At 73.1% G+C, this 25803-nt stretch carries 18 protein-coding genes; 9 read left to right on the plus strand and 9 right to left on the minus strand.

Annotation, left to right across the window (positions count from 1 at the left end; all coding sequences use genetic code 11):
• Positions 1–5: 5 nt before the first annotated feature.
• Genes Nocox_RS18255 through Nocox_RS18265 form a run of 3 tightly spaced genes read right to left on the minus strand, consistent with a single transcriptional unit; the run spans position 6 to position 2285 of the window.
• On the minus strand, positions 6–614 hold the full coding sequence (locus tag Nocox_RS18255; RefSeq protein ID WP_020539967.1) for a pentapeptide repeat-containing protein: 609 nt from the start codon (positions 612–614) through the stop codon (positions 6–8).
• An 18-nt stretch (positions 615–632) separates the two neighbouring features.
• Positions 633–1793, minus strand: coding sequence for a cation:proton antiporter (locus Nocox_RS18260; RefSeq protein WP_020539966.1), 1161 nt, complete (start codon positions 1791–1793; stop codon positions 633–635).
• A gap of 9 nt (positions 1794–1802) precedes the next feature.
• Positions 1803–2285: a cation:proton antiporter regulatory subunit gene (locus Nocox_RS18265; RefSeq protein ID WP_020539965.1), complete on the minus strand. Its 483-nt coding sequence runs from the start codon at positions 2283–2285 to the stop codon at positions 1803–1805.
• A gap of 221 nt (positions 2286–2506) precedes the next feature.
• Here Nocox_RS18265 and Nocox_RS18270 point away from each other — a divergent pair, with 221 nt between their 5' ends.
• Together Nocox_RS18270 and Nocox_RS18275 are read left to right on the plus strand one after the other, a co-directional pair.
• A complete protein-coding gene (locus Nocox_RS18270; protein ID WP_020539963.1) occupies positions 2507–3154 on the plus strand; it encodes a response regulator transcription factor in 648 nt (215 codons plus the stop codon).
• Positions 3155–3297: 143 nt separating this feature from the next.
• Positions 3298–4344: a PAS domain-containing sensor histidine kinase gene (locus Nocox_RS18275; protein ID WP_020539962.1), complete on the plus strand. Its 1047-nt coding sequence runs from the start codon at positions 3298–3300 to the stop codon at positions 4342–4344.
• A 12-nt stretch (positions 4345–4356) separates the two neighbouring features.
• Here Nocox_RS18275 and Nocox_RS18280 read toward each other — a convergent pair whose 3' ends face one another.
• From Nocox_RS18280 to Nocox_RS18290, 3 genes are all read right to left on the minus strand, one after another.
• Positions 4357–5340 carry a DUF1838 family protein gene (locus tag Nocox_RS18280; RefSeq protein ID WP_020539961.1) on the minus strand — a complete coding sequence of 328 codons (984 nt, stop codon included), beginning with the start codon at positions 5338–5340 and terminating at the stop codon, positions 4357–4359.
• Between the two features lie 115 nt (positions 5341–5455).
• Positions 5456–6643 carry an acetate/propionate family kinase gene (locus Nocox_RS18285; RefSeq protein WP_020539960.1) on the minus strand — a complete coding sequence of 396 codons (1188 nt, stop codon included), beginning with the start codon at positions 6641–6643 and terminating at the stop codon, positions 5456–5458.
• A complete protein-coding gene (locus Nocox_RS18290) occupies positions 6619–8928 on the minus strand; it encodes a phosphoketolase family protein (RefSeq protein WP_020539959.1) in 2310 nt (769 codons plus the stop codon). The genes Nocox_RS18285 and Nocox_RS18290 overlap by 25 nt, the downstream gene beginning before the upstream one ends.
• A 162-nt stretch (positions 8929–9090) precedes the next feature.
• Here Nocox_RS18290 and pgi point away from each other — a divergent pair, with 162 nt between their 5' ends.
• Both pgi and Nocox_RS18300 read left to right on the plus strand, forming a co-directional pair.
• Positions 9091–10758 (plus strand): glucose-6-phosphate isomerase, encoded by a 1668-nt coding sequence (gene pgi / locus Nocox_RS18295; protein ID WP_051112374.1) that lies wholly within the window; start codon positions 9091–9093, stop codon positions 10756–10758.
• 32 nt (positions 10759–10790) lie between these two features.
• Complete coding sequence (locus tag Nocox_RS18300) at positions 10791–11147, plus strand: spore germination protein GerW family protein (protein ID WP_020539957.1); 357 nt, start codon at positions 10791–10793, stop codon at positions 11145–11147.
• Positions 11148–11256: 109 nt separating this feature from the next.
• Here the strand turns inward: Nocox_RS18300 and Nocox_RS18305 are convergent, their stop codons facing one another.
• From Nocox_RS18305 to pulA, 3 genes are all read right to left on the minus strand, one after another.
• Positions 11257–11982: a VIT1/CCC1 transporter family protein gene (locus Nocox_RS18305; protein WP_020539956.1), complete on the minus strand. Its 726-nt coding sequence runs from the start codon at positions 11980–11982 to the stop codon at positions 11257–11259.
• Between the two features lie 231 nt (positions 11983–12213).
• On the minus strand, positions 12214–12921 hold the full coding sequence (locus Nocox_RS18310) for a hypothetical protein (RefSeq protein ID WP_211212473.1): 708 nt from the start codon (positions 12919–12921) through the stop codon (positions 12214–12216).
• 138 nt (positions 12922–13059) lie between these two features.
• Positions 13060–16566: a pullulanase-type alpha-1,6-glucosidase gene (pulA, locus tag Nocox_RS18315; RefSeq protein WP_020539954.1), complete on the minus strand. Its 3507-nt coding sequence runs from the start codon at positions 16564–16566 to the stop codon at positions 13060–13062.
• A gap of 234 nt (positions 16567–16800) precedes the next feature.
• On the opposite strand from pulA, the gene Nocox_RS18320 reads away from it, so the two are divergent.
• The 5 genes from Nocox_RS18320 to Nocox_RS18340 all read left to right on the plus strand — a co-directional run bounded on the left by Nocox_RS18320 (position 16801) and on the right by Nocox_RS18340 (position 25703).
• Positions 16801–18057: an extracellular solute-binding protein gene (locus Nocox_RS18320; RefSeq protein WP_246649811.1), complete on the plus strand. Its 1257-nt coding sequence runs from the start codon at positions 16801–16803 to the stop codon at positions 18055–18057.
• A 3-nt stretch (positions 18058–18060) separates the two neighbouring features.
• Positions 18061–19044: a carbohydrate ABC transporter permease gene (locus Nocox_RS18325; protein WP_020539952.1), complete on the plus strand. Its 984-nt coding sequence runs from the start codon at positions 18061–18063 to the stop codon at positions 19042–19044.
• Positions 19041–19901 (plus strand): sugar ABC transporter permease, encoded by an 861-nt coding sequence (locus Nocox_RS18330; RefSeq protein ID WP_020539951.1) that lies wholly within the window; start codon positions 19041–19043, stop codon positions 19899–19901. The genes Nocox_RS18325 and Nocox_RS18330 overlap by 4 nt, the downstream gene beginning before the upstream one ends.
• A 68-nt stretch (positions 19902–19969) precedes the next feature.
• A complete protein-coding gene (locus Nocox_RS18335; protein WP_020539950.1) occupies positions 19970–22213 on the plus strand; it encodes a hypothetical protein in 2244 nt (747 codons plus the stop codon).
• A gap of 82 nt (positions 22214–22295) precedes the next feature.
• Complete coding sequence (locus tag Nocox_RS18340; RefSeq protein ID WP_246649812.1) at positions 22296–25703, plus strand: phosphodiester glycosidase family protein; 3408 nt, start codon at positions 22296–22298, stop codon at positions 25701–25703.
• Positions 25704–25803: the final 100 nt, after the last annotated feature.

Raw genomic sequence — 25803 nt, forward strand, 5'->3', positions numbered from 1 at the left:
GCCCGTCAGGGGCGGACGACCAGGCCCAGCGCCGTGGCCACGGCCGTCGCCTGCACCGGGTCGATGATCGCGCCCTTGAGCGTGACGTCGGCAGGGTCGAGCCCGCCGAGGTCGCTGCCGCGCAGGTCGCACCTGGTGAGGTCGGCCCCGCGCAGCCACGCCCCCGACAGGTCGCAGCGCCGCAGCTCCGCGCCCTCCAGCCGGGCGCCGCCGAGGTCGGCCTCGCGCAGCCGTACGCCGTCGATGGTGCTGCCGCGCAGGTCGGCGCCCTGGAGCCGCACGTACGACCAGTCGCCGCCGCTGACCTTCAGCAGCCCGAAGGTGCAGCCGTCGAAGACGCTGCCGGTCAGCTTGCAGCCGGTGAACGTCGCGTCGAAGAACGAGCACCCGGCGAACAGGCAGGTGAGGAAGCGCGCGTCGGTGTGCTCGGAGACGTTGAAGCGCACGTTGCCGAACGTGCACTCCTCGAAGGAGGAGCCGTGGTCGATCAGCTCCGTCAGGTCCACGTCCTGGAACAGGACGCGCCGGAAATCAGCTTTCGTGATCTCCAGCGCGTCCCAGTCGTCCGCGCCGATCGTGCGTTCGATGGGGAACGTCGCTCGTCTGGTGCCCATGCCGACAAAGCTAGCGGATCAGGCGCGTTTCGCGATCGCCGTGATGAACGGCTGCACCAGCTTGGCCGCCAGCGGGCCGAACGCCGCCAGGATGAGCACGTACGCCGCCGCCAGCGCCCCCAGGTCGGGGTGCGCGCCCGCGCCGACCGCGAGGCCGGCGATGACGATGTTGAACTCACCGCGCGGGATGAGCGCGATGCCGGCCCGCGCCTGACCGGCCTTGCCGATGCCCGCCCTGCGGGCCGCGTAGATGCCCGTGAGCAGCTTGGTGACCATGCTGACCAGCGCCAGCAGCGCGGCCAGCCCCGCCACCGGCAGGATCTTCGCCGGATCGGTCTGGAGTCCGAAGAAGACGAAGAACACCGCGGCGAACAGGTCGCGCAGCGGCGCCAGCAGCGCCTGCGCGTCCTCGGCCAGCTCGCCCGACAGCGCGATCCCGACGAGGAACGCGCCCACCGCCGCCGACACCTGGAGCTGCTGGGCCAGGCCGGCCACCAGCAGCGCCAGCCCGACCACCTTCAGCAGCAGCACCTCGGAGTTCGGGCTGGAGACGAACGCCTCGATGAGCCGCCCGAACTTCAGCGCCACGATCAGCACCACGCTGACCGTGATCAACGCGATGCCCACCGCGATGGCGCCGTTCAGCAGGCTGAGACCGGCCAGCATGGTGGTGAGCACCGGCAGGTAGATCGCCATCGTCAGGTCCTCGAAGACCAGCAGCGACAGCACCGTGGGTGTCTCGCGGTTGCCGATCCAGCCGAGGTCCGACAGCACCTTCGCGGTGATGCCCGAGGAGGTGGCGTAGGTGACGCCCGCCATCGCCACCGCGGCGACCGGCCCCCAGCCGAGCAGCAGCGCGCAGATCGCGCCCGGCGCCGCGTTGAGCACCAGGTCCACGATGCCGGCGCGGGCGTTGCCGGTGAGGCTGGTCATGAGCTCGTCGGCGTTGTACTCCAGCCCGAGCGTGAGCAGCAGGAGCACCACGCCGAGCTCGGCGCCGACGGAGATGAACTCCTCGCTGGTCGCGAGGGGCAGCACGCCGCCGGTGCCGAACGCCACACCGGCGATCAGGTAGAGGGGGATGGGGGAGATGCCGACGCGCAGGGCCAGCGCGCCGAGGACGCCGAGACCGAGAAGGACCGCTCCGAACTCGAGAAAGAGGATCGCGGTTTCGTGCAACCCGCGCCCCTACCCTCGGGCCAGGATGTCGGCCACCTCGGCGGTGCTGTCCTCGCTGCCCACGACCACCACGACGTCGCCCGTGCCGAACACGAAGTCCGGCCCGGGGCTGGCGAACACCCGTCCGCCGCGGACCACGGCCACGATGGAGGCGCTGGTCCTGGTGCGCACCCGGGCTTCTCCCATGGGCCGGCCCGCGTACGGGGAGCCCTCCGGGATCGGGAGCTGGACGCTGACCAGGCCCTCCACCTGCTCGTGCAGGGCGTTGAGCCGCTGCACGATGCGCGGGGCGCCGAGCAGTTCGGCGAGGGCGTCGGCTTCCTCGTCGTTCAGCTTGACCGTCTGGCAGGCGCGGTCGGGATCGTCCTTGTCGTAGATCACCAGGTCCCGGCGCCCGGTGCGGTGGGAGACGACTCCCACGCGCTGCCCGGTCCGGGTGGTGAAGTCGTGTCTGAGCCCGATCCCCGGCAGCGCTGTTTGCTCGACCTCCACCTGTCCCACCCGTTCGAATGCGTAAATTTCCGGACAACATTACCAGTGGCACGGTACCTGGCATTTACCGCGTTTTGACACCGTCCACCTGCGACAGCCCTCCGTACACCCGCCGGTGGCAGGAGGCCGGGACGGCATGGAAGGCTTGGGGGACCCGTCCGAACAGCGTGATCGCGTCGCGCGGGGCCGAGCCGACGGAACCGAGGGAAACCGACACGCCCATGCCGACCGCCTCACCCCTGATCCGGCTGGTGCTGGTCGAGGACCACGCCATGGTCGCGGAGGCCATCGAACTCGCCCTGGCCCGCGCCCCCGGCATCGCCGTCGCCGCCCGCGCCGGGACGATCGCCGCCGCCCTGACCGAGACGGCCCGCGCGCAGCCCGACGTGGTGGTGCTCGACCGCCGGCTGCCCGACGGCGACGGCATCGCGGCCATCGGCCGCCTCGCCGCCGCCGCGCCGGGGGCCCGGGTGCTCGTGCTGACCGGCGAGGCCACCGCCTCCGTGGCCGCCCGCGTGGTGCAGTCCGGCGGCGCCGGCCTGCTGGTGAAGTCCTCCCGGCTGGGCGAGCTGGAGTCCGCGGTCCGCGAGGTCGCCGCCGGCGGGGTGGTGTTCCCGCCCGGCCTGCTGCCCGGCGTGCTCGACCGGCTCACCGGGCGGGCCGGCCACCCGGGGGCGCGGCTCACCGCCCGCGAGCGCGAGACGCTGCTGCTCCTCGCCGAGGGCGTCAGCACCGGCGAGATCAGCGAACGCCTCGGCGTGACCAGGAACACCGCCCGCAACCACGTCCAGCACGTGCTGGCGAAGCTGGGCGCCCGCTCCAAGCTGGAGGCGGTCGCCGTCGCCCGCCGCGAAGGGCTGCTGGACTGACGCTGCCGCCCAGCCCCGTCATGCCCAGGTGCCCCCGGGGGCGGTAAGGTCGGGTGGTGCGAGCGGGCGTCGTCCCGCCGCGAGGCCCGCCCCGCCGGCGCCTGACCCCTGAGCCCCGACCGGCCGTGAGAGGCTGCCTCCTCATGCCCGAGCGCGACCGCCCCGCCGAGGACATGCGGCTGCTCGTCCAGAGCATCCGCGACTGCGCCATCTTCATGCTCGACCCGCTGGGCCGCGTCGTGAGCTGGAACGCCGGCGCCCGGCGCATCAAGGGCTACGCCGCCGAGGAGATCATCGGCAGGCACTTCTCGGTCTTCTACCCCTCCGGGGACGTCGCGGCGGGCCGGCCGGCCACGGAGCTCGCGGTCGCCGCCGCCGACGGCCAGTGGGAGGAGGAGGGCTGGCGCGTCCGCAAGGACGGCACCCGCTTCTGGGCCGGCGTCGTCATCACCGCCCTGCACGACGAGCACGGCGGCCTGCGCGGCTTCGGCAAGGTCACCCGCGACCTCACCGAGCGGCGCAGCATGGCCCGCGCCCTGGACGAGCGCGGCCTGCTGCTGGCCCGGCTCATCGAGGCCCAGGAACGGGAGCGCCGCCGCATCGCCAACGACGTGCACGGCGACACCATCCAGTCCATGGTCGCCGTCGGCATGCGGCTGCGCCTGCTGGAGTCCCGCCTGCGGGACTCGGCGCTGCCCGGCGAGTACGCCGACGCGGTGCACGGCATCGACGAGACGGTCGACGCCGCCGCGGACCGGCTGCGCGAGCTCGCCTTCCGGCTGCGCCCGCCCGAGGAGGGCCTGGTCGCGAGCCTGGGCGCGTACATCGAGACGGTCATGGCGGGCACCGGCGTGCGGTGCGAGCTGGCGTACGACCTCGACGCCGAGCCGCCGGCCGAGGCCGCCGTCACCGTCTTCCGCATCTGCCAGGAGGCGCTGACCAACGTGGCCAGGCACGCCGGCGCGGCCTCCGTCACGGTGTCGCTGGTCTCGCTCGACCGGGGCGTGCACGTACGGGTGCGCGACGACGGCGTGGGCCTGGACCGGCCCGGCGGGCAGAGCGGGCACTTCGGGCTGATCGAGATGCGCGAGCGCGCCGAGACGGCCGGCGGCTGGTGGGACATCAAGGGCGAGCCGGGCGCGGGCACGACGGTCGAGTTCTGGGTCCCCGCCGTGCCCCGCCTGCCCTGAGCGCGGGAAGGATCAGCCGGCGTTCGCGGCGCACCAGGCGGCCCACGTGGTGGCGCCCTTGTTGAGCTGCTTGGCGTGGAAGGAGGTCCAGGAGTTCTCGCTGGCGCCCGGCGCGCTCGGGGCGCTCCGGTAGAGCGGGTGGTTCTGCTCGACCTCGGCGCGGATCCACGGCTCGACGTCGGCGTACGCGTTCAGCGACCAGCTCCTGGCGTGGTAGGTGAGCTGGCCGCGCACCTCGCTCTCGGCCAGGCACATGAACGGCGCCCACGGGCTCGTCCGGCTCCAGGCGATCTTCGTCTTCATCGCGCCCGAGGGCACCTTGCCCGGCTGGGCGCGGGCCGCCACCTCGCGGTCGTCGACGAAGAAGTCGAACATCTCCTGGGCCGCGTACACGCCGCCCACCAGCCCGAACCGCTCGCCGAGCGCGGTGCCGAGGTCGGTGCGCACGGGGATGTCGCTGGTCCAGACGGTCTCGTCGTGCAGCCTGCGCGTGGGCGGGCCGGCGTAGGACGGGGTGACGTCGAACGGGCCGAAGTTCACCGTGTCGTTGTTGATGGGGACGACCGGATAGGTCTTGAGGTCGACCGGGTTCTTCCACTCCCGCAGGATCTTCGTCGGATCGGCGGGGTCGGTGTAGAAGACGATCTCACGGGAGAGCTGGTAGAGCTTGGTGGTGCCGGGCACCCGGTAGAGGCGGCGGATGTTGTAGCCCTCGATGCCGAACAGCTTCTGGCCGTGCCGCAGCCCCGGCTCCAGGGCGTTGCCCTCGACGTTGGCATAGACGCTGCCGGAGATCCTGAACACCATGTCCTTGCCGTCGGGGCGGCCGAACGTCTGGAGGGACAGCAGCGCGTTCTTGTCGGTGACCGTCTTGAAGACCGGGCCCGGCAGCGTCGGGTCGGTCGTCCTGCCCTCCGCGGCCGCCGACGCGGGGGCGGTGAGGGCGAGGAACAGCGCGGCCAGGGCGACCGGCGCGGTCAGACGGCGTTTCGGCATGGGGGTGCTCCGGGAATAGGGGGTTCGGACCGCCAATTGTGATCACGAACGCGCCGGAGCTGTCCACTCGCGCCGGCGCTTCCGTGATCGGCGGGCCCGCCTCCCGAGCCGCCGGTCAGCCCTCGGCGCCGCCGGAGATCAGGGTGAGCGCCTGGTGGGCGATCTCCCACTCCTCGTCCGTCGGGACCACCAGCACCGGCACCTCCGCGCCAGGGGCGGAGACGGCGCGCTCGCCGTCCCCGGCCGCGTTGAGCGCGGGGTCCACGGCGAGGCCGAGCCGGTCGAGCCCGGCCAGCGCCTCCGCGCGGGTGGCGGCGTCGTGCTCGCCCACCCCGCCGGTGAAGACGACGGCGTCCACCCGGCCGAGCAGCGCGTAGTAGGCGCCGACGTACTTGCGGATGCGCCGGGTGTAGATCCGCAGCGCCAGGCGGGCCTCGTCGTCGTCGCGGGCGCGCACCTCCCGCATGTCGAGGGTGCCGGCCAGCGCGAGCAGGCCGGACCGGCGGCTGAGGTCCTGCTCCACCTGCTGCGGGTCGGCGCCGGACACACGGGCGAGGTAGCCGGCGAGCCCCGGGTCCACGTCGCCGGAGCGGGTGCCCATCACCAGCCCCTCCAGCGGGGTCAGGCCCATGGAGGTGTCGACGCTGCGCCCCCCGGAGATCGCGGTCGCGCTGGCCCCGTTGCCGAGGTGCAGCACGATCAGGTTGAGCTCGGTGAGGTCGCGGCCGAGCATGGCGGCGGCCCGGCGCGAGACGTAGGCGCAGGAGGTGCCGTGGAAGCCGAAGCGCCGCACGCCCAGCTCCTCGCGCCAGTCGCGCGGCACCGCGTACGTGTACGCCTCCGGCGGCAACGTCCGGTGGAAGGCCGTGTCGAACACCGCCACCTGCGGCACCGAGGGGAACGCCTTGCGCGCCAGCCGGATCCCGGCCAGGTTGACCGGGTTGTGCAGCGGCGCGAGCGGCGCCAGCTCCTCGATCACGGCCACCACCTCGTCGTCCACGAGCACCGGCCCGCCGAAGCGCGCGCCGCCGTGCACGACGCGGTGCCCGACCGCGACCGGGTCCAGCTCCGGGCCGGCCGCGGCGAAGGCCTCCATCATCGCGTCCAGGCCGTCGCCGTGGTCGGGGAAGGGCCGCTCCCGCACGTACGGCGGCCCGTCCCCGGCGTGGTGGGTGAGCCGTCCGGACCGCTCGCCGATGCGCTCGATCAGCCCTCGGGCCGGGCGATCGTGGGTCCGGACGTCCACCAGTTCGTACTTGATCGATGAGGATCCCGTGTTCAGGACGAGAATGTGGCCGGCCATGTCCAGGAGCTTATTTCGCCGGGGTCCTCGCCGTGCTCGCGGGTGTAGGCACGGGCGTACAGCCGGGCGTCGCTCATGCGCTGGCGCAGGTGGGCGGCCTTGGAGCCGAGTCCTGGGACGCGGTCGATGACGTCGATGACCAGGTGGTGGCGGTCGATGTCGTTGAGCATGGCCATGTCGAAGGGCGTGGTGGTGGTGCCTTCCTCCTTGTAGCCGCGGACGTGGAGGTTGGCGTGGCCGTGGCGGCGGTAGGTGAGCTGGTGGATCAGCGAGGGGTAGCCGTGGAAGTTGAAGATGATCGGTTTGTCCACGGTGAACAGGGTGTCGAACTCGGTGTCGGGCATGCCGTGCGGGTGTTCGGACCTGGGCTGGAGCCGCATGAGGTCGACGACGTTGATGACGCGGACCTTGAGCTGGGGCAGGTGCTCGCGCAGCAGGGCGGCGGCGGCCAGGGTCTCCAGGGTGGGGACGTCGCCGGCGCAGGCGAGCACCACGTCGGGCTCGGTTCCCTCGTCGGTGGAGGCCCAGGGCAGGATGCCGAGGCCGCGGGTGTTGTGGACGATGGCCTCGTCCATGGTGAACAGGTCGAGCACGGGTTGTTTGCCGGCCACGATGACGTTGACGTAGTCGCGCGAGCGCAGGCAGTGGTCGGCGACGGAGAGCAGGGTGTTGGCGTCCGGCGGCAGGTAGACCCGCACCACGGACGCCTTCTTGTTGACGACGACGTCGAGGAAGCCGGGGTCCTGGTGGCTGAAGCCGTTGTGGTCCTGCCGCCACACGTGCGACGACAGCAGATACGTCAGCGACGCCACCGGCCGCCGCCACGGGATCTTGTGCGCGGTCTCCAGCCACTTGGCGTGCTGGTTGAACATCGCGTCCACGATGTGGATGAACGCCTCGTAGCAGTTGAACAGTCCGTGTCTGCCGGTCAGCAGGTAGCCCTCCAGCCAGCCCTGGCACAGGTGCTCCGACAGCACCTCCATGACCCGGCCGCCGGCGCCCAGGTCCTCGTCGGTGGGCAGCAGCTCGGCGTCCCAGGCCCGGTCGGTGACCTCGAAGACGGCCTGCAGCCGGTTGGAGGCGGTCTCGTCCGGGCCCATCAGCCGGAACGTGGTCGGGTTCGCGGCGATCACGTCGCGCAGCAGCCCGCCGAGCACGCGGGTGGGCTCGCTCTGCTGGGCGGCGGGCGACTTGACCTCGACCGCGTGCCGGCGGAAGTCGGGCAGCCGCAGGGGCTGCAGCAGCTCCCCGCCGTTGGCGTGCGGGTTGGCGCTCATCCGCAGCGGACCGGCCGGGACCAGCTCGACGACCTCCGGGACCGGCCGGCCGTCGGCGTCGAACAGTTCCTCGGGCCGGTAGGAGCGCATCCACTCCTCCAGCAGCGCCAGGTGCGCCGGGTTGTCGCGCACCTTGGCGAGCGGCACCTGGTGGGCCCGCCACGTGCCCTCGACGGGCTTGCCGTCCACCTCCTTCGGCCCGGTCCAGCCCTTCGGCGTGCGCAGGATGATCATCGGCAGCCGCGGGGCGTCGCCGGCCTTGTAGGCGGCCATCTGCTCCCAGCAGACGTCCAGCGTGGCCGCCATCTGCTCGTGGTCGGGGCCGACGATGTGCGGGCGGTAGCCGTAGCCCTCCATGAGCTTCAGCAGCTCCGTCTCGGGGATCCTGGCGAGCACCGTGGGGTTGGCGATCTTGTAGCCGTTGAGGTGCAGGATCGGCAGGACGACGCCGTCGCGGCGGCGGTCCAGGAACTTGTTGGAGTGCCAGCTCGCGGCGAGGGGGCCGGTCTCGGCCTCGCCGTCGCCGATGACGCACGCCACCACCAGATCCGGGTTGTCGAACGCGGCCCCGTAGGCGTGGGCCAGCGCGTAACCCAGCTCGCCGCCCTCGTGGATCGAGCCCGGCGTCTCGGGCGCCACGTGGCTGGGGACGCCGCCGGGGAAGGAGAACTGCCGGAACAGCGCCCGCATCCCCTGCGCGTCCTGGGTGATGTCGGGGTAGCGCTCGGTGTACGTCCCCTCCAGCCAGGCGTGGGCCACCGCGGCGGGGCCGCCGTGCCCCGGCCCCGCGATGTAGATCATGTCCTGGTCCCGCTCCTTGATCACCCGGTTGAGGTGGGCGAAGCAGAAGTTCAGCCCGGGGGTGGTGCCCCAGTGGCCGAGCAGGCGGGGCTTGATGTGCTCCGGCCGCAGCGGCTCGGTCAGCAGCGGGTTGTCCAGCAGGTAGATCTGCCCGACCGACAGGTAGTTGGCCGCGCGCCAGTACGCGTCGATATGCCTCATGCCCATGCCCATTCCTCTGAGAGCGGTGCTGAACCCCCCAGAAGGGGGCGAATTCGACATTCAGTGGGCCCGTGGATCCCACCGGGGACGCAAAGACACGACTCCGCCGTGCGCGGAATCATCCTCGACGGGTACGGGGTTACGGAACGATGGACCAGGATCTGATCGATGTGGCACGCGCTTTGCGGTGCGAGGAGGAGACACGTGGACGGCGACATCACCCAGAGCCAGGAGTGGGCGGCGCTGGGCAAGCACCAGGAGGAGCTGGCCGGCAGGCATCTGCGTGAGCTGTTCGCGCAGGATCCCGGCCGGGCCGGGCGTATGACGGTGACCGCCGGCGACCTCTACCTCGACTACTCCAAGCACCGCGCCACCGAGGAGACCGTCGAGCTGCTGGTGGCCCTGGCCGAGCGGGCGGGCCTGCGCGACCGCGTCGAGGCCATGTTCGGCGGCGAGCACATCAACGTCAGCGAGGACCGCGCCGTGCTGCACGTCGCGCTGCGGATGCCGCGCGAGGCCGAGCTGGTGGTCGACGGCCAGGACGTGCCCGCCGACGTGCACGCCGTGCTCGACAGGATGAGCGCCTTCGCCGACCGGGTGCGGGGCAAGGAGTGGCGGGGCGCCACCGGCAAGCCCATCGAGACCGTCGTCAACATCGGCATCGGCGGCTCCGACCTCGGCCCCGCGATGGCCTACGAGGCGCTGCGCGACTACGCCGACGCCGGCGTCACCGCCCGCTTCGTCTCCAACATCGACCCCGCCGACATCCTCGGCAACCTGCGCGACCTCGACCCCGAGACCACGCTGTTCGTGGTCAGCTCCAAGACCTTCACCACCCTGGAGACCCTCACCAACGCCCGCGTCGCCCGGAGCTGGCTGACCGGCGCGCTCGGCGACGACGCGGTCGCCAGGCACTTCGTCGCCGTCTCCACCAACGCCGCCAAGGTCGCCGAGTTCGGCATCGACACCGCCAACATGTTCGGCTTCTGGGACTGGGTGGGCGGCCGCTACTCCTACGACGGGGCCATCGGGCTGTCGCTCATGATCGCGATCGGGCCCGGGCGCTTCCGCGAGATGCTCGCCGGGTTCCGCGCCATGGACGAGCACTTCCGCACCACGCCGTTCGAGCGGAACATGCCGGTGATCATGGGCATGCTCGGCATCTGGTACACCGACTTCTTCGACGCCGAGACCCGCGCCGTCCTGCCCTACAGCCAGCGCCTGCACCGCTTCCCCGCCTACCTCCAGCAGCTCACCATGGAGTCCAACGGCAAGTCGGTGAAGGCCGACGGCACCCCGGTCACCGCGCAGACCGGCGAGATCTTCTGGGGCGAGCCGGGCACCAACGGCCAGCACGCCTTCTACCAGCTCCTCCACCAGGGCACCCGGCTCGTGCCCGCCGACTTCATCGGCTTCGCCGAGCCGCACGAGGACCGCGAGGGCATGCACGACCAGCTCACCGCCAACCTGCTGGCGCAGACCTCGGCGCTGGCGTTCGGCAGGACGGCCGAGGAGATCGCGGCCGAGGGCACTCCGGCCGGCATCGTCGCCCACAAGGTCATGCCCGGCAACCGGCCCACCTCCACGATCCTCGCGCCGAAGCTCACCCCGTCCACGCTGGGGCAGCTCGTCGCCCTCTACGAGCACATCGTGTTCGTCGAGGGCACCGTCTGGGGCATCGACTCCTTCGACCAGTGGGGTGTCGAGCTGGGCAAGAAAATGGCCTCCGACCTCGCCCCCGCCCTCACTTCCGACGAGCCGCCCACCACCTTCCCCGACCCCTCGACCGAGCGGCTGGTCCGCCGCTACCGCGAGCTGCGCGGCCGGCGCGCGTAGTCGGCCGGCGGCTTCTGGGCGAGGATGTCCCCATGGACATCAAGGAGTTGGTCGAACGCACCAAGGACACCGCCACCGTCGGGCGCGTCTTCGGTGAGCCGATCCAGCACGGCGACATCGTCGTCATCCCCGTGGCCAGGGTCGTCCAGGGCGGCGGGGCCGGCCAGGGGCAGGGCAGGAACGACAAGGAGGAGGGCGGCGGGAGCGGCCTCGGCTTCGGCCACGGGGCCGCGCCCGCCGGGGTCTACGTCATCAAGGACGGCGAGGTGAAGTGGCATCCCGCCGTGGACGTCAACCGGATCGTCCTCGGCGGCCAGTTCGTGGCCGTCGTGCTGCTGCTGACGGTGCGCGCGATCCTCAAACCCCTCCGCCGCCGCCGGCGGCGCTGACCCCCGCGCCGAGCGGCGTGACGGCTCGGGGGTTCAGGCCAGGGTTCAGGACGACGGGGTTCAGGCCCGGGTTCAGGGCGGGCCTCGGGCCGTTCAGGGCGGCCGGGGTTCAGGCCAGGGTGACGCCCAGCAGGTGGCCGAGGCCGAAGGTCACGGTGGCCGCGCCCACGCCGAGCGCGAGCTGCCGCAGGCCGCCCTGCCACCAGGGCCGCGCCGTCATGGCGGCCACCGCCGAGCCGAACCCGAACAACCCGAGCACGCTCAGCACCACGGCCACCGCCAGCCCCGAGGCCCCGAACAGGAACGGCGCCAGCGGCACCAGCGCCCCCAGGGCGAAGGCGAGGAACGACGAGGCCGCCGCCAGGTACGGCGAGGGCAGGTCGTCGGGGTCCACGCCCAGCTCCTCGCGCACGTGCACGCGCAGGGCCTGCTCGGGGTCGGCCGACAGCCTGTCGGCCACCTGGCGGGCGAGGTCAGGGTCCAGGCCGCGCGACTCGTACAGCGCGGCCAGCTCGGCGCGCTCGCCCTCGGGGTTGCGGGCCAGCTCGCGCCGCTCGACGGCGATCTCCGCCCGCATGAGCTCGGTCTGCGACTTCACGGAGGTGTACTCCCCGGCCGCCATGGAGAACGCCCCGGCGGCCAGCCCGGCGAACCCGGCCAGCACCGCGGCCTTCCCGCCGGTGCCCGCCGCGCCCACGACGCCGGCGATCAGCGCGAAGTTGGACACGAGCCCGTCCATCGCTCCGAACACCGCCGGACGCAGCCAGCCACCGGTCACGTCGCGGTGCGTGTGGTGCTGCTCGGGGGAGCGTGGCTCGGCGAGCTCGATGGTCATGGAAATCCTCCACTTACGGATGCTCTTGTCCAAAAATCTACGGTTTTGCGACAAGATCCGCAACGAAGGAAAGGCTAGCCTGACCTGCGAAAAAACCGTTCTGCCAGGGGTCCGTCACGCCGGGTGACCGGGCGGATGCATGAAGATCCCTGCGGCGCGCGACCGCAGGGATGGTGATCGAAGGGTTCGGCGGCCGACCGGGCGCGGTGGCCGATCGGACCGGGTGGCCGGTCAGGCGCGAACCGGTGCCTCCGGAGTGACCGCGGCCCCTGCGGGCCCCGTGGGCAGGTCGGCGAGGGTGTCGCCGGTCGGCGGGGTGCCGCGCAGCATGGCCGCGCAGTCCGCGATCGTCTCCTCCAGCAGCCGCCGCAGCAGCGCGTCCGGGTCGTTGACGCACGCCTGCACGATGCCCACGACCGCGAGCTGGACCGCGTTCGGGGCGGCGTACCTGCGGAAGCCCTTCTCGGTGATCTTGGCGGCCCGGCTGAAGCGCCTGGCCTGCTCCCTCGCGTGCGGGACCTCGTCCAGGGCCCGCCGGCTCGCCTCGCTCAGCCGGCCGGGCGGCGCGCCGTCCAGCCTGGCGAGCATCTCCTCGGCCGCCAGCACCGACACGGCCAGCGCGAGCTGGCGTTCGGCCGCGGCCACCGGCAGCGCCGTCGTGGCGCAGCGCAGCGCGATCCGCGCGTCCACGCGCAGGTCGTCGCCGGTCAGCCCGATGATCGAGGGGACGAGGGGGACCAGCGCGGCCCGGTTCTCGTCGTCGACGTTGTCGTTGACCAGGCGGGCGAGTGCGGCCAGCAGCGGGTGCGTGCAGGCCGGATGGTCGCTCCAGCGTTCCCCGGCAAGGTAGGAGGCCAGTTCCATGAAGCAGGCACCGCGTTTCGGGTTGCGATGTCTGCCTCGGGACAGGATCGGCAGGTGCTCAAGGTGATTGTCCACGGGTGCTCCACTGCTCCACGCGATCGCCGTCTATCCAGTCTGCGCCGTGAGTCCCGGCATTTCCAGCGATCTGTACGGGACGTGTACCTTTCGTCCGTTCATGCGCCCGCTGCCCGGAGCCGGAACGGCGAAACGTCCTCACGGCGTGACGAAGACGGCCACCGTGCGTCCCGGCACGATGAGCGTCCCGCCCGCCCGGTCGAACACCGACCCGCGGACCACCGGGTCCGCCGAGGCCGCCAGCACCGGATGCAGCGCCGGCTCCTGCCCGGCCGGCGCCGTCACCGGCAGCGCGAGCTCGTACGGGGTCGCGTTGAGCACCGCCGTCACCGCGCTCCAGCGCGGATCGATCCCGGCGGTGTCCACGTGCATGACGATGACGCCGTCCGGCGCGGCGGGGAACGACAGCCGCCGCCGCACCTCCTCTCCCGACCCGAGCGCGAACGCCGGCGTCGAGGCGCGGACCCGCAGCAGCTCCCCGACCCGGCCGCGGGCCGCGCCGATCGCCTCGCAGCCCGGCCGCAGCGCCGGATCGGCCAGCAGCGGCCGGGCGTACGGCCAGCGGACCTCGTTGTCGGCCCGCGGCGGCAGGCCGCCGCCGAACCCGTTGCCCAGCGAGCAGTCCCACAGCAGCCGGTTGAACCAGTCGCCCGAGTCGTAGGAGTTGCGGTCGAACGACTTCGAACGCAGCCGTTCGCTGCCCGCGTGCACGAACGCCGCCCCCTGCGACAGCAGCGGCACGGCCAGCGACAGCACCTGCATGCGCACCCGGTCCGCCATGGACGTCCCCGGCGCCAGCTTGTACGCGAGCGCGTCGAACAACGTCTCGTTGTCATGCGCGTCCACGTACACGACGCTCTCGCCGGGGTCGCGGGCGTACCCGGCGGGGGCGCCGTTGTGGCGGACCTCCCCGCCGGTCCGGCCGGAGGGCAGCACGTAGTCGCGCAGGCTGCCCGTCAGGCCGATCCTGATGAGGTCGGTGTAGTGGGCGAGCCGCTCCCGCTGCTGCTCGGGGCCGCCGCCCGCGGCGCTGCCGTTGGGCGCGCCGGCCAGCCCGGAGCCGAAGCCCTGAGCGCGCGGGTCGGCGTCGAACGGCCCGCCGCCCCGCACCGCGTCCCGCGGGGCGTCGGCGAACGTGGCGACGCCGGTGCCGGCCATGCCCTCCTTCGTGGCCTGCGGGAAGCGGGCGCCGTCGGCGACCTCGCCGAAGTTCCAGCCCTCGCCGTACAGGATGATCGAACGGCCGTCCACGCCGTCGGCCTCGGGCGTCAGCGCGTCGAGCGCGCGGCGCACGGCCAGGATGTTGTCCTTCGGGTGGTGGCCCATGAGGTCGAAGCGGAACCCGTCGATCTTGTACTGCCTCGCCCAGGTGACGACGGAGTCCACCACGAGCCGGCCCATCATCCGGTGCTCGGGGGCGGTGTTGGCGCAGCAGGTGGAGGTGGCCACCGTGCCGTCGGCGAGCAGGCGGTGGTAGTAGCCGGGGACGATCGGGCCGAGCACCGACTCCGTGTGCGTGTGGTTGTAGACCACGTCCATGACCACGCGCAGCCCGGCCCGGTTGAGTGCGGCGACCATGGCGCGGAACTGCCGGATCCGGTCGTCGGGGTCGGTCGCGTACGAGCCCTCGGGCACCGTGTAGTGCAGCGGGTCGTAGCCCCAGTTGAAGGAGTCGGTGGCCGCGGTGCGGGCCACGCACTCCTGCTGCCGCTCCGAGTCGGGCGGCATGGCCGCCAGGTCGCCGGACGGCTCGACGCGGTCCTCGCGGCGTTCGGGCACCGTGGCCAGGTCGAAGACCGGCAGCAGGTGCACGTGGGTGACGCCGTCGGCGGCGAGGGCCCGCAGCTCCCGCGTCCCGTCCGAGTCGCGGGTGAAAGCCGCGTACGTGCCGCGCAGTTCCTCGGGGACGGTGGCGTCGGAGGCGGAGAAGTCGCGCACGTGCAGCTCGTAGATCACGGCCCGGTGCGGCGGCACGGGGGCGGGCTTGGCCAGGCCGTCCCAGCCGGGCGGCTTGCAGGCGGCGGCGTCGAGCCGGACGAGGCGGCTCCGCACGCCGTCCGGCGCCGTGGCCAGACTGTACGGGTCGGTGACCTCGCTGGTCACCATCCGGCCGGCGGCGGGGGAGTAGGCGGTGACGAGGAACGTGTAGTCGCGGCCCATCCACGACGGCCGGCCGTGCGCGGACCACACGCCGGTCGCGTCGTCGCGGCGCATGCGGTGGACGGTGCGCCCGCCCCTGCCGTACAGGGCCAGCTCGACCCTCCTGGCGGTGGGGGCCCACAGCGCCAGGCGCGGGCGCAGGCGGCCGGAAGGGCCGAGCGGTGCGGTGGCGGCCGCGGCGTACACGTCGTCGAGGACGCCGGGGAGCTGCACGCCCGTCGCCGCGACCAGCCTGCCCTCCTCGTCCCTGGACACCGCCGCGACCTGGCCGCGCAGGGCCTCCGGGATCAGGGCCGTGTCGCGCGGGTCCACCTTGAGCGCGGTGTACCCGGCCAGGTGCGGCCAGGCGCGGCGCTGCTCACCGGTCAGCTCGCCCGGCGAGAGCCGCAGGACCCCCGCCTCGCCGGCGTGGTCGCCGGGGCCGTCGAAGCCGAGGGTGGCGCCGGGACTGAACACCAGGGCGTGGCGGAGCGAGCCGGGCGTCTGCCAGAGGACGGTGTGACGGTCGATCCAGTGCGCGCGGCAGTGCCGCAGGTCGGCGTCCGGCTCGGGAGGCCGCGGCAGAACATGCCCCACGGCCCCCGCCACCCGCCACACCTCATACCCGACCAGCCCCGTCTCCACGGTCCGCCACTCACCCTGGTCAGCAGGGCGCCGGCCACCGTCCGGCCCGTCCCCGCCGCCTGGGGCGGCCTCACCGGGAGAGGGGTGGAGGGTGTAGCGGAGGGTCCGGGTGGGGGGTGGGAGGGGGATGTGGAAGACGGCGCCGAAGGAGTCGCGGCCGGAGGTGGGTACGGGGGTGCCGTCCGCGGGGCGCAAGGTCAGGTCCGCGTGGTCGTCGTCGGGGCCGCGGTAGTGGAGCACGACCGTGCCGTCCGCGGCGGCCCGGGTCGGGTGGAGGAGGAGCGAGCCCGCGTTCACGTACGCCTCCGGCTGCTCCGCGGGGACGATCCGCTGGTCGGGCCCGGGATCCTTGACGGGGCCGGCGTGCACGACGAAGTGCAGGGCGGCGGCCGGGTCCCGCAGTGGCACCCGCCACCACGCCCCGAAGGAGTCCACGCCGTCCGGTGGCCGGGGCTCCGCCCAGTCGGTGAGCGCGGCTTCGGCGACCGCCTCGCCCCACAGGTGCAGGCCCCACCCGGCGTACGAGCCGTCCGGCCGCCGGTAGTGGATCACGGCGTGCCCGTCGGCGGCGGCCCGCGAGCGGAACACCTCGTCCCGGCCCTCGTCCAGCCAGATCTCGGGGGCCCACGCCGGGTCGACCAGGTGCCCGCCGCCGTCGGCGGTGTCGCCGCGATGGGGGAGGACGCCGACCCGGCGGGCGCCCGCCCGCAGCGGGATCCAGGCGAATCGTCCGTAGGCGTCCTCGCCGTCCAGGGGGACCGGCGCGTCCCAGGCGACCGGCTCGGCCACGTCGCCCCACACGTGCAGTCCCCAGCCGTCGGGTTCGGCGCGCCGGTAGTGCACCACCAGGAGGTCCTTCATCCTTCTCTTGCTTACGCGATTTCCGGTCCGGCGGCCAGGCGCCTCACCCCCCCCTCTGCAAATCTTTCGGGAAATTTCAGAAATGTAGGGCCCGGTGGATGTAACAACTTGCAGAATCCTGTCGAACGCCCCTACCCGAGCGCGGCGCGTCGGCGTAGCCTCCGGCTGACTCCACCTGCGGCCGACCTTGAGGAGAAGGACATGCGACGACTCTTATCTCCAGTGACCGTCCTTGTGAGCTTGACACTGGCGGCCGCCGCCTGCGGCGGAGGCGGGGGCGAGCCGGCCGCGCCCGCCACGTCCGTCGCCGACCCCATGAAGATCACCGGCGAGGTGACCTGGTGGGACACGACCCGGCCCGACAGCGAGGGCCCCACGTTCCAGGCCCTGATCAAGGAGTTCGAGGCCGCCTACCCCGGCATCAAGGTCAAATATGTGAACGTGCCGTCGGACCAGGCGCAGAACCAGTTCCAGACCGCCGCCCAGGCGGGCAGCGGCGCCCCCGACGTGATCCGCTCCGAGGTGGCCTGGACCTCACAGTTCGCCTCGCTCGGCTACCTGCAGCCGCTGGACGGCAGCCGGGCGGTGGACCAGCCGGGCGACTTCCTGCCGGGCCCGTCGAGCAGCACCAAGTACAACGGCAAGACCTATGCCGTCCCCCAGGTGACCGACACCCTCGCGCTCCTCTACAACAAGCGGCTGCTCAAGGAGGCCGGCCACGAGGAGCCGCCGAAGACCGTCGCCGAGCTGAAGCAGACCGCGCTCGACGTCAAGGCCAAGACGGGCGCGGAAGGGCTCGCCCTCAACGTCGACTCCTACTTCCTGCTCCCCTTCATGTACGGCGAGGGCGGCGACCTGCTCGACGTCCAGAACAAGAAGATCGTCGTCGACTCCCCGGCGAACGTGAAGGCCATGGAGACCGTCGCCGACCTCATCAGCTCGGGCGCCGCCCCCAAGCCCGCGACCACGGAGAGCTACGCCAACGCGATGACCGCCCTGAAGGAGGGCAAGGCCGCGATGATCTACAACGGCCCGTGGGCGCTGTCGGAGATCTACCAGGGCAAGGAGTTCCAGGACAAGGCCAACCTCGGCATCGCCCCCGTGCCGGCCGGCTCGGTCAAGGCCGGGGCCCCCACGGGCGGCTGGAACCTGGCGATCTACGCGGGCTCGAAGAACATCCCGGCGGCCTACGAGTTCGTCCGCTTCATGACGACGGCGAAGGCCCAGGCGAAGATCGCCAAGGAGATCAGCCTGCTGCCGACCCGTACCTCGGCCTACGCCGACCCGGACGTCCAGGGCAACCAGGACGTCGCGGTGTTCAAGCCGATCATGGACACCGCGATGCCGCGGCCGTGGATCCCTGAGGGCGGCCAGCTCTTCCAGCCGCTGCTGGAGGGCTACCAGGACCTCGTCGGCGGCAAGTCGGCCCCCGCGGACATGCTCAAGAAGGTGAGCGAGCAGTACCACGGGATCATGAAGGACTGGAGCTGACCCGTGGCGGTCTCCACCAGGAACGCGGCGGCCGCGGACGCCCGCGGCCGCCGCCGTGCCGGGCCCGGCCGGCTGCGGCGCTCCTTCGGCGCCCACTGGTACGCCTGGGCGATGGTCGCGCCGGTGCTGGCCGTGATGCTGGTGCTGATCGGCTGGCCGCTGGCGCGCGGGGTGTACCTGTCGCTGACCGACGCCACCGAGGCCAACATCGGCCGCACCATCGGCGTCAACGTCATCCCCTCCACGTACGAGTTCGTCGGCCTGGACAACTACCTGCGGATCCTCACCAGCGAGCTGTTCTGGGACAAGCTCCTCTGGACGGTGATCTGGACGGTCGCCTGCGTCGCCCTGCACTACGGCGTCGGCCTCGCCCTCGCCGTCATGCTCAACAGGAAGCTGCGCTTCCGGTCCGTCTACCGGGTGCTGCTGATCCTGCCGTGGGCGGTGCCGGCGTTCGTGGCCGCCTTCGTCTGGCGCTACCTCTACAACAGCGACTACGGCGTGATCAACGGCATGCTGAAGCTGGCCGGGCTCGGCCCGGTCGGCTGGCTCGACGACCCGGTCACGGCGAAGGCCGCGGTGATCGCCGTGAACGTGTGGATCGGCGTGCCGTTCATGATGGTGGCCCTGCTCGGCGGCCTGCAGTCGATCCCGGCGGAGCTGTACGAGGCCGCCGAGGTGGACGGCGCCGGGCCCTGGCAGCGCTTCCGCGCGATCACGCTGCCCGGCCTGCGCCAGGTGTCGTCCACGGTGATCCTGCTCGGGACCATCTGGACGTTCAACATGTTCCCCATCATCTTCCTCGTCACCCGAGGCGGTCCCGGCAGCGAGACGGAGATCCTCGTCACCTACGCCTTCCGCGAGGCGTTCACCGGGATCCGCGACTACTCCGGCTCGGCCGCCTGGGGCGTGATCATCCTGCTCATGCTGGTCGTGCTCGCCGTCGGCTACAGAAGGACGCTGCGCTCGCAAGGAGATCCCTGGTGACCACGTACGGATCCGGGGGCCGGCCGCGCGGCGAGCGCGGCGCCCTCGCCTCGATCGGCCTGCACGCGGGCCTGCTGCTCGCGGTGGCGATCAGCCTGTTCCCCGTCGTGTGGCTGGTGCTGACCTCGCTCAAGCCGCGCGACGGCTGGCTGTCGAGCGAGCTGCGCCTGTTCGACGACTCCTCGCTGGACAACTACGCCCGCGTGCTGACCGCGACCGAGTTCCCGCGCTGGCTGCTCAACAGCGTGCTGACCGCCGGCCTCACCATGGTGGCCGGCGTCCTGCTGGCCGCCACCACCGGGTACGCGGTCAGCCGCTTCCGCTTCCCCGGCCACCGGGGCGTGATGTGGCTGCTGCTGGTCACCCAGATGTTCCCCGTCGCCATCCTCATCGTCCCGCTGTACAACCTGATGGCCGGGCTCGGGCTGCTCAACCAGATCCCGGGGCTGGTCATCGCGTACATGACGATCGCGGTGCCGTTCTGCGCCTGGATGATGAAGAGCTACTTCGACACCGTGCCGATCGAGATCGACCAGGCGGGGCTCGTGGACGGGCTGACGCCGTTCGGGGTGTTCCGCCGGGTGGTGCTGCCGCTGGCCAGGCCCGGCATCGCGGTGACCGCTTTCTACTGCTTCATGACCGCCTGGGGCGAGGTCGGCTACGCCACGGTGTTCATGTCGCAGGAGGACAAGCGCACGCTCGGCGTGGGCCTGCAGCAGTTCGTCGGCCAGCACTGGTCGGACTGGGGGCTGATGACCGCCTCGGCGGTGCTCATCGCCATCCCGGCCGGCGCGGTCTTCCTGCTGGTGCAGCGGCACCTCGTCACCGGCCTCACGGCCGGCGCCACGAAGGCGTAGGGCTCCCCTTGCATAACGTCATGGAATAGTCGCTGTACGTGAAAGCACCAGTACAGGATGCTGGTGCCATGGACGGCTTCCTCGACGACACCTGCGGTGGACTCACCGAGCTGCGCGTGCACGGCGTGTCCGGCACGCCGCCGCAGACCACCCTGCACCACCCCCACCCCTGGCGTGTGGCCGGCGACGCCGTCACGGGCTTCTACCGCCGGTGGTGGCCCGAGGGCCGCCCGGCCGGCGGCGACGCCGACGTGCCCGGCGCGCGCCGCCGGGAGGCCTACGCCTGGGGCGGGCTCACCTCCGGCGGCCGCGCGCTCGCGCTGTGGCTGCCGCTGCTGCCGTTCTCGCTGGTCAACCTGGCCTATTTCATGCTGCCCCGGCCGCCGCGCGGCAGGTGGCTGCGCCGCCTGGCCGAGGCCGCGCTGCGGCTGTTCGCGCTGCTGCTGACCGGCACGATGGTCGGCGCGGTCACCCGGGCGAGCGTCGACCTGTTCGGCTGGCAGTGCACCGCGCCGGGCCGCGCCTGCACCCTCGACGGCGCGCCCGCCTTCGCGCGCTGGCTGGCCGAGACGCAGGCCGCGGAGCCGTCGCGGCGGCTGGCCGTCGCCGCGCTCGCGCCGCTGCTGGTCGTCGGGCTGCTGTGGTGGCTCGGACGGCGCACCTGGCGGCGCGACGAGCAGACCGTCGTCCCGCCGGGCGGCGGGCCGCACGCCCGGGTCCCCCTGGCCCGGCCGCGCCTGTGGCACGGTGGCGCGCCGGTGTGGCGGCTGCGCGCGGTGCACGTCTCCTTCGCGGCCGCCTCGGTCGGGCTCGCGGTGAGCGGGCCGTTCGCCGCCACCCGGGCCGGGTTCGCGCTGACCGTCGCCAACGCCGCCGTCCAGGCCGCCGCCGCGCTGCTGGTCGTGCTGCCGCCGATCGCCCGCCGCCTCGACCCGCACACCGGCGCCGCCGCGCCGGCCTGGCTCACCTGGTCGTGCCAGGGGCTGCGGGCGGCGGCCGCGCTGGCGCTGGCCGCGACCGGCTGCGCGGCCCTGGCCGGGCTCGGGCCCGGCGCGGCCGGGCGGCAGCTCCCCGGCATCGGCGCGGGCGCGTTCCAGCACGCGCTCACCCTCGGGCTCGGCCTGTTCCTGCTGGCCGCCGTCGGCGCGCTCGCCGTCATGGACCGGCCGCGCGGCCACGACCCCGTCGAGCGGCGCGCGCTCGGCGGGCTGTCCGCCTGGGCCGCCCTCATGCTCGCCGCCGGCACCGCCAACGTGCTGGCGCTCGGCCTGCTGTTCTGGACCGCCGGCTACCTCGGCGAGCCCGGCGCGCCCGCCTCGCCCGGCCCGCTGCCGGTCACGCTCTTCCTCGACGACACGATCTGGTGGACGGCCGCCCTGGTGCCGCTGGTCGCGCTCGGCGCGCTCGCCGTCGCCGCCGTCCTGTGGCGGGCCCGCCGCGCCGAGAGCGCCCGGCTGGCGCCGCGCGTGGCCCACTACTACGGCGAGCGCAACGCCCAGGCGGTGGCCGCCGTCTGGGGCTTCGCCGCGCTCACCGACCGCGCCGGGCTCGTGCTGGGCGTGCTGACCGGTGTCGGCGTGGCCGGGTACGCGGCGGTGACCGCGGCCGGCCACCTCGGGTTGTTCCCGCCGGTGAACGGCCTCGCCGGCGCGCTGTCGTCGGCCGGGAGCTGGGCGCTGGTCGCCGTCGGGCTGGGGCTGGTGCTGATCGGGCGGCGCACCTACCGCGACAGCCGGCTGCGCAGGACGGTCGGCATCCTGTGGGACGTCGCGACGTTCTGGCCGCGCGCCGTCCATCCCCTCGGCCCGCCCTGCTACGCCGAGCGGGTCGTCCCCGAGCTGGTGGCGCGGGTGGGCCGGCTGGCCCGCACCGACCAGGACCAGGTGATCGTCTCCGGCCACAGCCAGGGCAGCGTCATCGCCGCCGCGCTGGTGCTGCAGCTCAAGCCCGAGCTGCGGCGGCGGGTCGCGCTGCTCACGCACGGCTCGCCGCTGCGCCGCCTGTACGCCGCCTTCTTCCCCGCCTGGTTCGGCGCGGAAGGGCTGGCGGCGGTGCGGGCCGCGGTGCCCTGGCACAACCTCTACCGGCTGAGCGACCCGATCGGCGGGCCGGTCTTCCGGCGGCTCGACCCGTTCGCCGCCGCCGGCCACGGCCCGGTGAGCGACGACCCGGTGGACCGTTACTGCTGGGACCCGCGCCGGCCCGCGCTCGGCGAGCCGCTGCCCGAGGCCCGCTGGCACTCCGACTACTGGCTCGAACCCTCCTACGACGTGGCCTTCGACCGGCTGGTCCGGGTCAAGACGCCCGCCTGACCGGGCCTCCCAAGATCTGAAATTTTCTTTTAGTTCACCCTTCGGTCTTGAAAGTTATATCCGCGAGCGATTGAGTTCGGTCGTGCAGACCCTCCGAATGCTGGCCGCCGCCGCGCTCGTGTTAGGCCCCCTGGCCCTCACCGCCGCGCCCGCGCAGGCCGAACCCGCACCACCCGCAGAGGACGCCCTCCAGGCGTCGTCCTACCCGCCGCCGTCCACGCTGCTGTCCAAGGCCGCCGCCGGGCAGCGGCGGCTGGAGACCGCCAAGCGCACCCGGCCGGTCGCGCCCGGGATCTCGCTCACCTCGTTCGACACCTACGACGAGCTCGGCTGGCTGCGCGCCGACGCCCTCACCGCCGAACTCGGCGGCAGCGGCGGCAACCGGGCCGACTACGTCTTCTCCGGCGAGGTGAGCAAGACCGAGCCGCTGTCCGGCCCCGCCGACCGGACCCACGCCGTCGCCGCCGTCAACGGCGACTTCTTCGACATCAACAACTCCGGCGCCGCCCAGGGCATCGGCGTCCAGAACGGCACGCTCGTCCAGTCGCCCGTCGCCGGGCACGAGAACGCGGTCGCGATCACCGGCGACGGCGTCGGCCGCGTGCTCAAGATGTACTTCGAGGGCAGCGCGACCCCGGCGGGCGGCTCGCCGATCAAGCTCACCCAGTTCAACCAGCTCGTGCAGCGCGACGGGGTCGGGCTGTTCACGCCGCTGTGGGGCTCCTACACGCGGGCCCGCGCCGTCGAGGGCGCCACCGCCGTCGCCGAGGCCGTCCTGGTGGACGGCGTCGTCACCGAGGTGCGCGACGCCGCCGGCACCGGGCCGATCCCCGCCGGCACCACCGTCCTGCTCGGCCGCGACGCCGGGGCCGCCGCCGTGGCCGCGCTGAAGGCCGGCGACCGCGTGGACGTCACCTACCGCCCCAATCCGGACGACGGCGGCGCCGTCCAGGCCGCCGTCGGCGGCAACTGGGTGCTGGTCAAGGACGGCGTCGTGCAGAACTCCACCGACCCGGCCGCCCACCCGCGCACCGCCGTCGGCTTCTCCGCCGACGGCCGCACGATGCACCTGCTCACCGTGGACGGCCGCCAGGCCGACAGCCGCGGCGTCACGCTCAACGAGCTGGCCGCCCTGATGGCCGACCTCGGCGCGGCGAACGCGCTCAACCTCGACGGCGGCGGCTCCTCGACCCTGCTCGCCCGCGAGCCCGGCGCCGCCGGGGTGCAGGTCGAGAACAGCCCCTCCGACGGCGGCGAGCGGCACGTGCCGAACGGCCTGGCCCTCTACGCGCCCGAGGGCAGCGGCACGCTCAAGGGCTTCTGGCTGGAGACCGCGAGCGACCCGGCCAGGGCGCCCGGCGTCGGCCCCGTCGCCGGCGGCCGCCCCGACCGCGTCTTCCCCGGCCTCACCAGGAAGCTCACCGCCGCCGGCTACGACGAGACCTACGGCCCCGCCGCCGGCACGCCGACCTGGCGGGCCGAGCCGGCCGTGCACGGCGTCGTCCGCGACGGCAGGTTCCACGCCCTCGTGCCCGGCCGGACCACCGTCACCGCCTCGCGCGGCGCCGCCAAGGGCACGATCGAGCTGACCGTGCTCCAGCCGCTGCGGCGGCTCGGCGTCACCGCCGACCGGCTCGGCATCTCCGGCGCCGACGGCACCGCCACGTTCGGCGTCGTCGGCTACGACCGCAACGGCAACTCCGCCCCCGTCGAGCCCGCCGACCTCACCCTCGACTACGACCGCGCCCTGCTCGAGGTCACCCCGGCCGAGCACGGCTTCTTCACCGTCAAGGCGAAGAAGGCCACCGGCTCCGGCCTGATCACCGCCAAGGCCGGCAAGATCGGCGCCGCCGTGCCGGTGACCGTCGGGTTCGAGGAGAAGCCGGTCGCCGACTTCGAGGACGCCGCCACGTGGACGTTCGCCGCGGCCCGCGCCACCGGCTCGCTGTCGGCCGCCCCGGGGCGGAGCGGGGGCGGGCTGAAGCTGTCCTACGACTTCACCACCTCCACCGCCACCCGCGCCGCGTACGCCGGCCCGCCGCAGCAGCTCGTGGTGGACGGGCAGCCGCAGGCGTTCGGCATGTGGATCCACTCCACCGGCAAGGGCGAGTGGCCGAGCCTCGAGTTCTACGACGCGCTCGGGCAGTCGCAGATCCTGCGCGGGCCGTACCTGACGTGGACCGGCTGGCAGTACGTCGAGTTCGCCGTGCCCGCCGGCGTCAACTACCCCCTCAAGCTGCGGCGCTTCTACGTCGCCGAGACCAGGGCCGACGCGAAGTACAGCAACGAGATCCTCATCGACGGGCTCGTCGCCAAGGTGCCTCCCGCGGTGACCGCGCCGGCCGCGCCCAAGGTCGCCGACCCCGTGGTCAAGGCTTCCGTGGCGGAGATGCCCTGGCGTTTCGCGGTCATGTCCGACGCGCAGTTCGTCGCCAGGGACCCCGACAGCGACATCGTCAGGAACGCCCGCCGCACGCTGCGCGAGATCAAGGCCGCCCGGCCGGACTTCCTCGTCATCAACGGCGACCTGGTTGACGAGGCGTCCCCGGCGGACTTCGCGCTGGCCAAGCGGGTGCTGGACGAGGAGCTGGGCGGCGAGCTGCCCTACTACTACGTCCCCGGCAACCACGAGGTCATGGGCGGCGACATCGCCAACTTCAGGACCGCGTTCGGGGCGACGTACCGGACGTTCGACCACAAGGGCACCCGGTTCATCACGCTGGACACCTCCCGGCTCAACCTGCGGGGCGGCGGCTACGACCAGGTGGCGGCGCTGCGCGCCGAGCTGGACCAGGCCGCCGAGGACGGCTCGATCGGCTCGGTCGCGGTGCTGTTCCACGTGCCGCCGCGCGACCCCACGCCCGGCAAGGGCAGCCAGCTCGGCGACCGCAAGGAGGCCGCGCTGGTCGAGGGCTGGCTCGCCGACTTCCAGCGCGAGACCGGCAAGGGCGCCGCCTACATCGGGGGGCACGTGGGCACCTTCCACGCCTCGCGCGTGGATGCGGTCCCGTACTTCATCAACGGCAACTCCGGCAAGAACCCCGCCACCTCCGCCGACGACGGCGGGTTCACCGGCTGGTCGCTGTGGGGCGTGGACCCGGTCACCGGGGCCGAGGCCGAGCACGTGCGGCGCAACTGGTTCGCCGACGCGCCCGACTGGATCGGCACGCAGGTCCGGCCGCACGTGGACGAGCTCGTCCTCACCGCGCCCGCCAGTGTCGCGGTCGGCACGCCCGCGCGGGTGAGCGCCGTGGTCGAGCAGGGGACGCGGACCGTGCCCGCCGCCTACCCGGCGTCGGCGTCGTGGTCCGGCTCGCCGAACCTGCACGTCGGGGCGCGCAACGCGGCCAAGCCGTGGCACGTCGCCGTCCTCGACCCGGCCACGGGGACGCTGACCGCGCTGCGCAAGGGGCAGGTGACGGTCGCCGTCACCGTCAACGGCGTCACCCGCCAGGCCGAGGTGTCCCTCACCGCCAGGGCCGCCGCCTGACGCGCCGCACCTTCCGGTCGAGCCCTCCGCCCCGCCGGTGGAGGGCTCGACCCGTGATCGCGCCGGAGATCGGCGACTGCCAGGAACGTCCGTGACGTTC

Origin of the sequence: Nonomuraea coxensis DSM 45129, from assembly GCF_019397265.1 — a bacterium.
GTDB classification, from domain to species: Bacteria; Actinomycetota; Actinomycetes; order Streptosporangiales; family Streptosporangiaceae; genus Nonomuraea; species Nonomuraea coxensis.

What these genes read in the sequence shown, in the direction of transcription:
- Nocox_RS18290 (WP_020539959.1), bottom strand. Translation starts at nt 8,928, where the DNA reads ATGGGCATGAGGCATATCGACGCGTACTGGCGCGCGGCCAACTACCTG.
- Nocox_RS18280 (WP_020539961.1), bottom strand. Translation starts at nt 5,340, where the DNA reads ATGCCGAAACGCCGTCTGACCGCGCCGGTCGCCCTGGCCGCGCTGTTC.
- pulA (WP_020539954.1), bottom strand. Translation starts at nt 16,566, where the DNA reads ATGAAGGACCTCCTGGTGGTGCACTACCGGCGCGCCGAACCCGACGGC.
- Nocox_RS18305 (WP_020539956.1), bottom strand. Translation starts at nt 11,982, where the DNA reads ATGACCATCGAGCTCGCCGAGCCACGCTCCCCCGAGCAGCACCACACG.
- pgi (WP_051112374.1), top strand. Translation starts at nt 9,091, where the DNA reads ATGTGGCACGCGCTTTGCGGTGCGAGGAGGAGACACGTGGACGGCGAC.
- Nocox_RS18335 (WP_020539950.1), top strand. Translation starts at nt 19,970, where the DNA reads ATGGACGGCTTCCTCGACGACACCTGCGGTGGACTCACCGAGCTGCGC.
- Nocox_RS18255 (WP_020539967.1), bottom strand. Translation starts at nt 614, where the DNA reads ATGGGCACCAGACGAGCGACGTTCCCCATCGAACGCACGATCGGCGCG.
- Nocox_RS18270 (WP_020539963.1), top strand. Translation starts at nt 2,507, where the DNA reads ATGCCGACCGCCTCACCCCTGATCCGGCTGGTGCTGGTCGAGGACCAC.
- Nocox_RS18275 (WP_020539962.1), top strand. Translation starts at nt 3,298, where the DNA reads ATGCCCGAGCGCGACCGCCCCGCCGAGGACATGCGGCTGCTCGTCCAG.
- Nocox_RS18300 (WP_020539957.1), top strand. Translation starts at nt 10,791, where the DNA reads ATGGACATCAAGGAGTTGGTCGAACGCACCAAGGACACCGCCACCGTC.
- Nocox_RS18285 (WP_020539960.1), bottom strand. Translation starts at nt 6,643, where the DNA reads ATGGCCGGCCACATTCTCGTCCTGAACACGGGATCCTCATCGATCAAG.